The sequence below is a fragment of the Thauera phenolivorans genome (genome assembly GCF_001696715.1).
Classification (GTDB): domain Bacteria; phylum Pseudomonadota; class Gammaproteobacteria; order Burkholderiales; family Rhodocyclaceae; genus Thauera; species Thauera phenolivorans.
This window is the reverse complement of sequence record NZ_MBFM01000005.1, coordinates 508,566-518,347: the sequence shown is the minus strand read 5'-3', so window position 1 is coordinate 518,347 and position 9,782 is coordinate 508,566. Positions and strand designations below refer to the sequence as shown.

Sequence of the window (9,782 nt, the reverse complement as noted above, 5' to 3'; positions counted from 1 at the left end):
CATCGCCGGCGCGGCGGTGACCATGAAGATCCAGTACTGGCTGATGATGCGCGAAGCCTGAGGCGACGATGGCACGAATTCCCGTCAATCGGAACTTGACACTCTCGAAGTGTCTCACTATCATTCGCGACTTCACGGCGGGTCGTTAGCTCAGTTGGTAGAGCAGCGGACTTTTAATCCGTTGGTCGCTGGTTCGAGCCCAGCACGGCCTACCAGGAGATTCAGGAAAATAGCCAGGCTCGAGAGTCTGGCTATTTTTCTTTCCGCTCCTCGTTCGCCCGGTCATCGGTCCGGTTCCGGTCCCGAACGCACCGCCCGGCACGCTCCGTCGCCGGTCCGGCGTCCTCGCCCGGACCCACTGCTTGCGCGTCCCCGACCCGGCAAGCGAACCGTAACGGTCTCGCCCCATCGACCGTCCCAGCGCGGCGCGCGCACGCTTCACCATCGCGTCGCCCTACCCTGCCGCCCGTGGGCACAGGGTTGCCATCGAGCACAAGAGCTTCGGCCCGCCACTTACCGCGCCGATTTCGCGAAGCGCCGCCGCGTCACCCTCGCTGGCCGGGCGCTGAATCAAGGCTTGCCTCGGCGGAAGCAGGTCCCGGCAGCGGTCGTCCGAACATCCGGACGACGCCGCCCCAGCCAAACAGGAGCCCGAACATGGCCAAGGAAGAACTCATCGAAATGCAAGGATCCGTTACCGAGGTGCTGCCCGACGGCCGCTATCGCGTCACCCTCGACAACGGCCACAACCTGATCGCCTACTCCGGCGGCAAGATGCGCAAGCACCACATCCGCATCATCGCCGGCGACAACGTCTCGCTCGAGATGTCGCCCTACGATCTGAGCAAGGGGCGGATCACTTTCCGCCATCTGCCGGGCCGCCCGGCCGGCGCCTCCGCGGCGCCGCCCCGCCGCCGTCGCTGAGCACCGCGCCGCGCGACACGAAGAGCCCCTGCCCCGCAGGGGCTTTTCGCTTTTCGGGCGTGCAATCGCACCGTGCGCCGCGCCTGCTTGCTAGCATTGGGTGGGGACGGGGCGCCACCACCGACCCTCGTCACCCCCCACCCGAGGAGAGACCCGATGAAGAGCGATCAAGACCCCCAGTTCGACAGCCTGTTGCCCGCCGCCCGCCTCAGCCGCCGCGGCTTCGTCACCACCCTGGCGGCGGCCGGCTTCGCCCTCGCCGTGCAGCCGGTACAGGCGCAGAGCGTGATCCGCACCGACGCCGAAGGGCTCGACACCGGCGAAGCGCGGATCGCGGTCGACGGCGGCGAGTTGCCCGTCTATTTCGCCCGCCCGGCCGGCCGCGACAAAATGCCGGTCATCCTGGTGGTACAGGAAATCTTCGGCGTCCATGAGTACATCCGCGACGTCTGCCGCCGGCTCGCCCGCGAAGGCTATCTCGCGATCGCGCCCGAACTCTTCTTCCGCCAGGGCGACCCGACCGCAATCGACAACGTCGCCGAGATCCTGCAGGCGATCGTCGCCAAGGTGCCCGACGCGCAGGTCATGGCCGACCTCGACGCCTGCGCCGCATGGGCCGCCGACAAGGGCGGCGATGCCACCCGGCTGGGGATCACCGGCTTCTGCTGGGGCGGGCGCATCACCTGGCTGTATGCCGCCCACAATCCGGCACTGAAGGCGGGCGTGGCCTGGTACGGTCGCCTCGATGGCGCGCCCTCGGAGAACAATCCGAACCACCCGATCGACGTCGTCGAAACGCTTCACGCGCCGGTGCTCGGCCTTTACGGCGGCCAGGACCAGGGCATTTCGCTAGACGACGTGGAGATGATGCGCGAGGCCCTGGAGAAGGCCGGCCAGCCGAGCGAGATCGTGGTCTACCCCGAGGCGCCGCACGCCTTCCACGCCGACTACCGGCCGAGCTACCGCAAGGAGGAGGCGGAAGACGGCTGGATGCGGCTCACCGCCTGGTTCGAGGACAGGCTCGGCTGATCGGCCTGCGGGCCGCCGGGCGCCGCCGGCGCCGCGGCCCGCGCCACGCCGAAGCCGGCGAGAAAGCCGAACACGAGGCCGAACACGACCGCCATCAAGGCACTCAGCCAGCGCCACCACCGTCCGCGCATCCACATCCCTCCCGCTGTCGATGCGGGTTCGACGGCGCGGGGCGCTCAGCGTTCCGGATTCTTTTCCGCGGGCTCGGACCCGCGCCCGAGCTCGTGCAACAGGCGCGCGGCCACCAGCCCGTTGCCGAGGCCGAACACCACCGCGGCGGCGGCGAACACCGGCATCAGGTAGAAGACCCCGTCGTGCGGCACCAGCCAGAGCCGTGCGACCACCAGCTGCGCGCCGATATGGGCGAAGGCGGCGAGGATGCTGTGGCTGACCGGGCCGAACCAGCGCTGGGGCAGGTGCATCGCCAGCCCGAGCACGAGCAGGCTGGCGATCGCGCCCGACAGGCTGAGGAAGAAGCCCGGCGCGAGGAACTGGCCGAGCAGCAGGCTGCCGGCGAAGACCCGCAGCAGAGCCACCCACACCGCCTCACGCCAGCCCCAGCGCGCGAGCACCACCAGGGTGACGATGTTCGCCAGCCCGGGCTTGACCCCGGGCAGCGGCAGCGGGATCGCCGCCTCCGCCACGGTCAGCACGATCGCCGCCGCGGCGTGGCGCGCGATGCGGCGATCCTCCGCCGCCGGTACGAGTTCAATAGTTGAGGGAGTCATAGTCGGCGCCGCGCCCGGTCAGCATCAGGCTCACCTCGTTGGGGGCGCAGATCGCCACCGCACCCGCGCGCTCCAGCCAGCCCTGGCGCACACAGTACTGGCGCGGCCCGGGATCGGACGCTACCCGCGCGCGGCCCGGCGCGATCTCGATGCGCGTGGTGCCGAGCGGCCCCTCGACCTCGACCATCTGCGCGCGCGTGAGCGCCACCTCGGCCACCAGCGTGCCGCCGGCGCGGATCAGCGCCGAATCGGGCGCGCCGCCGCGCCACATCGCGAGCGCCGACCATACGCACACGAGCGCGCCGAGCACGACCACCACGCTGTCGCCGGGACGCAGCCAGTGACGCCAGCCCGTCATCCCGGGCTTCACTTGCCGACCACGCCCCCGAACACGCCCCCGGCATCGGCTGCGCGGTCGCTCACGCGCCGCGCCGCGGTCCGGTGACGCACCATCACGCGAGCCTGGTCAGCGAAGCGCCGGGCGAGCCATTCGGCGATGTAGACCGAGCGGTGCTGGCCGCCGGTGCAGCCGATCGCCACCGTCAGATAGCTGCGGTTGTCGCGCTGGTAGGCGGGCAGCCAGCGCGCGATGAACTGGCGGATGTCCTCCGCCATCGAGCCCACCTCGGGGATCTTCTCGAGGAAGTCGATCACCGGCTGGTCGCGCCCGGTCAGCGGGCGCAGCACCGGATCGTAGTGCGGATTCGGCAGGCAGCGCACGTCGAACACGAGGTCGGCGTCGATCGGGATGCCGTACTTGAAGCCGAAGGACTGGAACAGCAGGCTCAGGCTGTCCGCGTGCGACGCCTGGATGATGTCCTTGATCCAGTTGCGCAGGGTGTTCGGGTGCAGCTCGCTGGTATCGATGCGCACGCCGAGCGCGGAAATCTCCTCGAGCGCCTCGCGCTCGCTCTGGATCGCCTCCTGCAAGGACACGCCCTCGTTCGCCATCGGGTGACGACGGCGGGTTTCGGAGAAGCGTGCGATCAGGGTTTCGCTCCGCGCATCGAGAAAGATGAAGCGCAGGTCCTCGACGCGCTCGCGCAGCGCATTCACCTGGGCCGGCAATGCAGCGATGCTGGCGCCGGAGCGCATGTCGACCACCACCGCGACGCGTCGGTAGCCGTCCTCGTCGAGCGTGTCGATCAGTTCGCCCAGCAGGCTGGCGGGGAGGTTGTCCACCACGTAGTAGCCCGCATCCTCCAGCACGTTGAGGGCGATGCTCTTGCCTGAGCCGGAAAGGCCGCTGATGAGGACGATATGCATGGTGCTGCGACTCGCTGGGTTCGTGGGGCCGGACGACACTATAGCCGAGCGTTGATGGCGCGCGGTTTACAGTCCGACCGCCCGCACCGGCCGCCGTTCCCGCGGACGCGGACGGGCAGCGGCGGTCAGCGCGCGAGCAGCGCCCCGTCGCGGCGCTCGGCCACCCCGGCGCGCTCGAGCTCCTTCACCAGCCAGTCCGCGAGCGCCCCCTCGTCCATACCGAGGAAGCGTTCGTTGGCGGCGCGGTAGAGCGGCGTCTCGGCGAGGTATTGCGGCAGCGTGTCGAGCGCCATGCTGCGCACTTCGAGCAGCTTGAAGGTCACGCAGGCGCGGATCGCATTGCGCGCCATGCGCGCGCCGTCGGCCTCGAAGGCGCGCAGACGGGCGAAGGCGCGCTCGAGGGCGTCGTCGAATTCGGCGAAGGGCGCGCCGTGACCGGGAAGCACGAGGTCGACGGGGAGGCGGCCGATCGCCTCCAGCGTGCGCCGTGCTTCGCCGAGGCCGTCGCCGGTGCCGAGCACGTCGGCGAACAGGATCCCGAAGCCGTCGCGCCATAGCGCGTCGCCCGAGATCAGGATGCGGCGCTCGGGGTTGTAGTAGGCGAGCGCGTCCATGTCGTGACCGGGCGCGGCGAGCGCCTGCCACTCGAGTTCGCCGGCGACGAAGCGCTCGCCGGGGGCGAGCGTGGCATCGACCTCGAAGCGTTCCCCGGCCTGCGCGGCGGTGCTGAGCAGCAGGGCGGCCTCGTCCCAGTGCGTGACCGCGCGCTCCATGCCCACGGGCACGATGATCGAGCAGCCGAAGCTGCGCTGCACGCTGGCGTTCCCGCCGATGTGGTCGGAATGCGAATGGGTGTTGATCAGGCGTCCGAGCCGGCGCGCACCGAGCGCCTCGCGCACCAGCGCCACCGTCTGCGCCGCATGACTGACGTAGCCGGCGTCGATCAGCGTCGCCTCTTCGCCGTCCGTCAGCAGGATGTTGTTGGACGACAGCCAGCCGCGCTCGAAGACCTGGAGCGTGGCCGGCAGCCTCGGGGCAGCGCTCACTCGCTGCCCTCGCCGACCTGTGCGGCGACGTTGGCGGGCAGCGGCGGCGTTTCCGGCGCGAGCCCGGCCGGCGGCGGCACCGGCACGCCGTCGATCTCGTCGGCGGTGCGGCCGCAGCCGACGCAGATGCCCTCGTCCCAGTCGATCATGCAGATGCCCAGGCAGAGCGAGTCATTCATGCGCGCACGCCCTCCGGGTTGCGGCCGGCCACGCCGGCGCCGGCACGGCGCGCCTCGACCTCGGCGAGGATGCGGCGCTTCTCGCCGTCGTCGCTGCGGCTCCAGCGGACGATCTCGTCGATACTGCGCAGGCAGCCTTCGCACCAGCCGGTGTCGGAATTCATGCGGCAAACGTTGATGCAGGGGGAAGGAACGCTCATGGTGACAGTCTCTGCTGGGGAGTGGCCGACGCGTACATGCGCGCCGATCGTGATGGACTCAGGCCCGATTATGACCGATTCGGCACCGGGGCCGTCGCGGCGCGCTCAGGCGTCGCCCGTCTTCGCGCGTTTGGCCAGCACCGCACGCGACACCCGCGAGGCCGGCTCGCGGCCGAGTTCGGCGCTGATCCAGGCCGCGGTGTCGACCAGCGCATCGAGCGAGATGCCGGTCTCGATGCCGAGGCCGTGCAGCAGCCAGACCACGTCCTCGGTGGCGACGTTCCCCGACGCGCCAGCGGCGTACGGGCAACCGCCCAGCCCGCCGACCGAGGCGTCGAACACCGCCACGCCCATCTCGAGCGAGGCGTAGACGTTGGCCACCGCCATGCCGTAGGTGTCGTGGTAGTGGCCTGCCAGCTTGTCCGCCGGCACGCGCTTCATGACCGCCTCGAGCATGCGGGCGATGCTCGCCGGATTGCCGGTGCCGATGGTGTCGCCGAGCGAGACCTCGTAGCAGCCCATCTCCAGCAACGTCGCCGCGACCTCCGCCACCGCCTGCGGCGCGACCGCGCCCTCGTAGGGGCAGCCGACCACGCAGGAGACGTAACCGCGCACGCGCACGCCGGCCGTGTGTGCCGCCTCGGTCACCGGACGGAAGCGTTCCAGCGACTCGGCGATCGAGCAGTTGATGTTCTTCTGGCTGAAGGACTCGGAGGCGGCGCCGAACACCGCGACCTCCTTCGCCCCGGCGGCGAGCGCGGCCTCGAAGCCCTTCAGGTTCGGGGTGAGCACCGGGTAGGCGACACCGGGTGCGGCAGCGGCGAGCACGCGGGGCAGCAGTTCGGCGTTGTCGCCCATCTGCGGCACCCACTTGGGCGACACGAAGGAGGTGGTCTCGATCGCCTTCAGCCCTGCTCGCTCGAGGCGGCGCACCAGCTCGAGCTTGGTGTCGGTGGAGACGAGCTGTTTCTCGTTCTGCAGGCCGTCGCGCGGGCCCATCTCGACGATGCGGACAGCGGCGGGAAGCTTCGCTACGGTCATGGGTCGGTCCTCTTCATCAGGCAGTCTTCGTCTCATCCAGCCCGAGCGCCTCCTTCATCTTCTGCCGGATCAGGAACTTCTGGATCTTGCCGGTCACCGTCATCGGGAAGCTGTCGACGAACTGGATGTAGCGCGGGATCTTGTAGTGCGCGATCTGGCCCTTGCAGTACTCGCGCGCCTCGTCCTCGCTCATCGACTCGCCCTCGCGCAGGATAATCCAGGCGCACAGCTCCTCACCGTACTTCTGGTCGGGCACGCCGACCACCTGCACGTCGAGCACCTTGGGGTGGCCGTAGAGGAACTCCTCGATCTCGCGCGGATAGATGTTCTCGCCGCCGCGGATGACCATGTCCTTGATGCGGCCGACGATGTTGCAGTAGCCCTGGTCGTCGATCACCGCGAGGTCGCCGGTGTGCATCCAGCCGCCGGCGTCGATTGCCTCGCCGGTCTTGTCGTCGTCGCCCCAGTAGCCGAGCATCACCGAGTAGCCGCGGGTGCACAGCTCGCCCGGCGTGCCGCGCGGCACGATGCAGCCTTCGGTGTCGACGATCTTGACCTCGCAGTGCGGCTGCACCCGGCCCACGGTCGACACGCGGCGGTCGATCGGGTCGTCAGTGGCGCTCTGGAAGCTCACCGGCGAGGTCTCGGTCATGCCGTAGGCGATCGTGACCTCGGCCATGTTCATGCGCTCGATCACGCGCTTCATGACCTCGATCGGGCAGGGGCTGCCGGCCATGATGCCGGTGCGCAGCGGTGACATGTCGAACTCGGCGAAACGCGGATGGTCGAGCGCGGCGATGAACATCGTCGGCACGCCGTAGAGCGCGGTGCAGTGCTCCTCGGATACCGCCTCGAGCACCGCGAGCGGGTCGAAGGCCTCGCCCGGGTAGACCATCGTGGCGCCGTGGGTCAGGCAGCCGAGGTTGCCCATCACCATGCCGAAGCAGTGGTAGAGCGGCACCGGGATGCACACGCGGTCGCCCGCCACGAGCCGGATCGCCTCGCCGACGAAGAAGCCGTTGTTGAGGATGTTGTGGTGCGACAGGGTCGCGCCCTTGGGATGGCCGGTGGTGCCCGAGGTGAACTGGATGTTGACCGGATCGTCGAATTGCAGCCTCTCCGACAGCAGCGCGAGCGCGTCGGACTCCTCACGCGTGGGCGTGCGCAGCAGTTCGTCGAAGTCGAGCATGCCGGGCGTCTTCTCCGCGCCCATGCGGATCACCATCTCCAGCCCGGGCAGCCGGTGGCTGCGCAGCAGGCCGGGTTCGCAGTGGCCGAGTTCGGGCGCGAGCTCGCCGATCATGCCGAGGTAGTCGCTCCCCTTGAAGGCGGGCGACAGCACGAGCGCCCGGCAGCCGACCTTGTTCAGCGCGTACTCGAGCTCGGCGAGGCGGTAGGCGGGATTGATGTTCACCATCACCAGCCCGGCCTTCGCAGTGGCGAACTGGGTCAGTGCCCACTCCAGGTTGTTCTGCGACCAGATGCCGATCCGATCGCCGCGCTCGAGGCCGAGCCGCATCAGGCCGCAGGCGAGCGCATCCACCTTCTGCTTGAACGCGGCATAGCTCAGGCGCACGTTCTGGTGACGCACGACGATCGCCTCGCGCTCGGCGTGGCGCTCGCAAGCCTCGTCGAAGTAGCGGCCGATGGTCAGGCCGATGAGCGGCGTGCTCGACGCGCCATGGACATAACTCGGGGTGCTCATCTTGTCGTCCTTCTCCTCTCTTCTCTCTTTCTTGTGGTCCGGCGTGGCAAGGGCGCGGCGATCGCCGCGCCCGGGTCCGGGCTCAGGCAGTCGCGGCCTCGAAATCGACCAGCTCGGCACCGTCGCCGACCTGGTCGCCGACCGCGAAGCGGAAAGTCTTCACGGTGCCGGCGGCGGGCGCGGTGATCGTGTGCTCCATCTTCATCGCCTCCAGGATCAGCAGCGGCGCACCCTTCTCCACCGTGGCGCCCTCGGCCGCCACCAGGGCGATGACCTTGCCCGGCATCGGCGCCAGCAGGCCGCCCTCGGCGCCGCCGCCCTCGCCGGTGTGCAGCAGCGGGTCGATGCAGGAGAGCTGCCAGCTGCGACCGTGGAAGAACACGTGGCGCTTCTCGCCGGCGACGATCACGGTGGCGTCGCTGCGGGTGCCGTCGAGCTCGACGCGCAGCAGCCCGCGCGGATTGAGCCGGCCGCGCGCCTGCACCGTGTGGCCGTCGACCGTGAGCCGGTAACCGTCGGGCCGGTAGGCGACGATCACCGTCTTCTGGGTCTCGCCGTGGCGGAACATCAGCTCGCGGCGGGCGGTGGCGTTGATCCGCCAGCCGTCGCTCGCATGCCAGGGCGACAATGGATCGCTGCCGCGGCGGGCGGACTCCGCGCTGCGCTCGGCCTCGCGCAGCAGTTCGCCGAGCGCCGCCACCAGCCAGGCCTGCTCGGGCACCACCGGGTCGGCGGGGAAGAGATAGTCCTTCTCGCGCTCGATCAGGCCGGTGTCGAGGTCGGCGCCGGCGAACGCCGGGCTGGCGGTCAGGCGCGACAGGAACTCGATGTTGTTGGCCACGCCCACCACGCGGTATTCGGCGAGCGCCTGCAGCATGCGGGCGAGCGCGCGGTCGCGGTTGATATCCCACACGATCAGCTTGGCGATCATCGGGTCGTAGTGCGGGCTGATCTCGTCGCCCTCCTCGACGCCGGTGTCGACCCGCACGTTGAGCGACTCGGCCGGCGGCGCGAGGTGCACCAGCCGTCCCGTCGAGGGCAGGAAGCCCTTGGCCGGGTCCTCGGCGTAGATCCGCGCCTCGAGCGCATGGCCGCGCAGCTGCAACTGTTCCTGGGCGAGCGGCAGCTTCTCGCCGGCGGCGACGCGCAGCTGCCATTCGACCAGGTCCAGCCCGGTAATCATCTCGGTGACCGGGTGCTCGACCTGGAGCCGGGTGTTCATCTCCATGAAGTAGAAGGAGCCGTCCTGGTTGGCGATGAACTCGACCGTGCCGGCGCCGACGTAGCCCACCGCCTTCGCCGCATCGACCGCGGCCTTGCCCATCGCCGCGCGCCGCTCTGACGTCATGCCCGGTGCGGGCGCTTCCTCGAGCACCTTCTGGTGGCGGCGCTGCACCGAGCAGTCGCGCTCGAACAGGTAGACCACGTTGCCGTGGGTGTCACCGAAGACCTGGATCTCGATGTGACGCGGCTTGGTGATGTACTTCTCGACCAATACATGATCGTCACCGAAGCTGGAGATCGCCTCGCGCTTGCAGGAGGCGAGCAGGTCGATGAAGTCCTCCGACTTCTCCACCAGGCGCATGCCCTTGCCGCCGCCGCCGGCCGCGGCCTTGATCAGCACCGGGTAGCCGATGGCGTCGGCCTGCTGGTGCAGGTAGCTG

The 9,782-nt window shown here is 69.6% G+C and carries 11 protein-coding genes and 1 tRNA gene; 3 read left to right on the top strand and 9 right to left on the bottom strand.

Annotation, left to right across the window (positions count from 1 at the left end):
- Positions 1–139 precede the first annotated feature (139 nt).
- The 3 genes from BB334_RS15475 (at position 140) to BB334_RS15465 (ending at position 1,953) form a co-directional block, all read left to right on the top strand.
- A tRNA-Lys gene (locus tag BB334_RS15475) sits at positions 140–215 on the top strand.
- Between the two features lie 442 nt (positions 216–657).
- Complete coding sequence (gene infA, locus BB334_RS15470; RefSeq protein ID WP_068809378.1) at positions 658–924, top strand: translation initiation factor IF-1; 267 nt, start codon at positions 658–660, stop codon at positions 922–924.
- 156 nt (positions 925–1,080) lie between these two features.
- Positions 1,081–1,953: a dienelactone hydrolase family protein gene (locus tag BB334_RS15465; protein ID WP_068809377.1), complete on the top strand. Its 873-nt coding sequence runs from the start codon at positions 1,081–1,083 to the stop codon at positions 1,951–1,953.
- A gap of 176 nt (positions 1,954–2,129) precedes the next feature.
- On the opposite strand, the gene BB334_RS15460 is transcribed toward BB334_RS15465, so the two are convergent.
- From BB334_RS15460 to BB334_RS18545, 9 genes are all read right to left on the bottom strand, one after another.
- On the bottom strand, positions 2,130–2,681 hold the full coding sequence (locus BB334_RS15460) for a Gx transporter family protein (RefSeq protein WP_198531270.1): 552 nt from the start codon (positions 2,679–2,681) through the stop codon (positions 2,130–2,132).
- Complete coding sequence (locus BB334_RS15455) at positions 2,662–3,039, bottom strand: NusG domain II-containing protein (RefSeq protein ID WP_083200456.1); 378 nt, start codon at positions 3,037–3,039, stop codon at positions 2,662–2,664. Before BB334_RS15455 ends, BB334_RS15460 begins: the two co-directional genes overlap by 20 nt.
- Before the next feature lie 8 nt (positions 3,040–3,047).
- A complete protein-coding gene (rapZ, locus tag BB334_RS15450) occupies positions 3,048–3,947 on the bottom strand; it encodes an RNase adapter RapZ (RefSeq protein WP_068809374.1) in 900 nt (299 codons plus the stop codon).
- 125 nt (positions 3,948–4,072) lie between these two features.
- The gene (locus tag BB334_RS15445; protein WP_068809373.1) at positions 4,073–4,993 is read right to left on the bottom strand and encodes an MBL fold metallo-hydrolase; all 921 of its coding nucleotides are present in this window, start codon (positions 4,991–4,993) and stop codon (positions 4,073–4,075) included.
- The gene (locus BB334_RS15440) at positions 4,990–5,172 is read right to left on the bottom strand and encodes a DUF1289 domain-containing protein (protein ID WP_068809372.1); all 183 of its coding nucleotides are present in this window, start codon (positions 5,170–5,172) and stop codon (positions 4,990–4,992) included. Before BB334_RS15440 ends, BB334_RS15445 begins: the two co-directional genes overlap by 4 nt.
- On the bottom strand, positions 5,169–5,372 hold the full coding sequence (locus BB334_RS17755) for a DUF1289 domain-containing protein (protein ID WP_083200455.1): 204 nt from the start codon (positions 5,370–5,372) through the stop codon (positions 5,169–5,171). The genes BB334_RS15440 and BB334_RS17755 overlap by 4 nt, the downstream gene beginning before the upstream one ends.
- Before the next feature lie 105 nt (positions 5,373–5,477).
- Positions 5,478–6,413: a hydroxymethylglutaryl-CoA lyase gene (locus tag BB334_RS15435; protein WP_068809371.1), complete on the bottom strand. Its 936-nt coding sequence runs from the start codon at positions 6,411–6,413 to the stop codon at positions 5,478–5,480.
- Between the two features lie 16 nt (positions 6,414–6,429).
- The gene (locus BB334_RS15430) at positions 6,430–8,118 is read right to left on the bottom strand and encodes an AMP-binding protein (RefSeq protein WP_068809370.1); all 1,689 of its coding nucleotides are present in this window, start codon (positions 8,116–8,118) and stop codon (positions 6,430–6,432) included.
- A gap of 82 nt (positions 8,119–8,200) precedes the next feature.
- On the bottom strand, positions 8,201–9,782 hold a 1,582-nt coding region (locus BB334_RS18545), incomplete at its 5' end, for an ATP-binding protein (protein WP_068809489.1).

Excerpts from the sequence above, each read along its gene's own strand:
- BB334_RS15435 (WP_068809371.1), bottom strand. The coding sequence starts at position 6,413 with ATGACCGTAGCGAAGCTTCCCGCCGCTGTCCGCATCGTCGAGATGGGC.
- rapZ (WP_068809374.1), bottom strand. The coding sequence starts at position 3,947 with ATGCATATCGTCCTCATCAGCGGCCTTTCCGGCTCAGGCAAGAGCATC.
- BB334_RS15460 (WP_198531270.1), bottom strand. The coding sequence starts at position 2,681 with ATGACTCCCTCAACTATTGAACTCGTACCGGCGGCGGAGGATCGCCGC.
- BB334_RS15465 (WP_068809377.1), top strand. The coding sequence starts at position 1,081 with ATGAAGAGCGATCAAGACCCCCAGTTCGACAGCCTGTTGCCCGCCGCC.
- BB334_RS15430 (WP_068809370.1), bottom strand. The coding sequence starts at position 8,118 with ATGAGCACCCCGAGTTATGTCCATGGCGCGTCGAGCACGCCGCTCATC.
- BB334_RS15440 (WP_068809372.1), bottom strand. The coding sequence starts at position 5,172 with ATGAATGACTCGCTCTGCCTGGGCATCTGCATGATCGACTGGGACGAG.
- infA (WP_068809378.1), top strand. The coding sequence starts at position 658 with ATGGCCAAGGAAGAACTCATCGAAATGCAAGGATCCGTTACCGAGGTG.
- BB334_RS17755 (WP_083200455.1), bottom strand. The coding sequence starts at position 5,372 with ATGAGCGTTCCTTCCCCCTGCATCAACGTTTGCCGCATGAATTCCGAC.
- BB334_RS15455 (WP_083200456.1), bottom strand. The coding sequence starts at position 3,039 with ATGACGGGCTGGCGTCACTGGCTGCGTCCCGGCGACAGCGTGGTGGTC.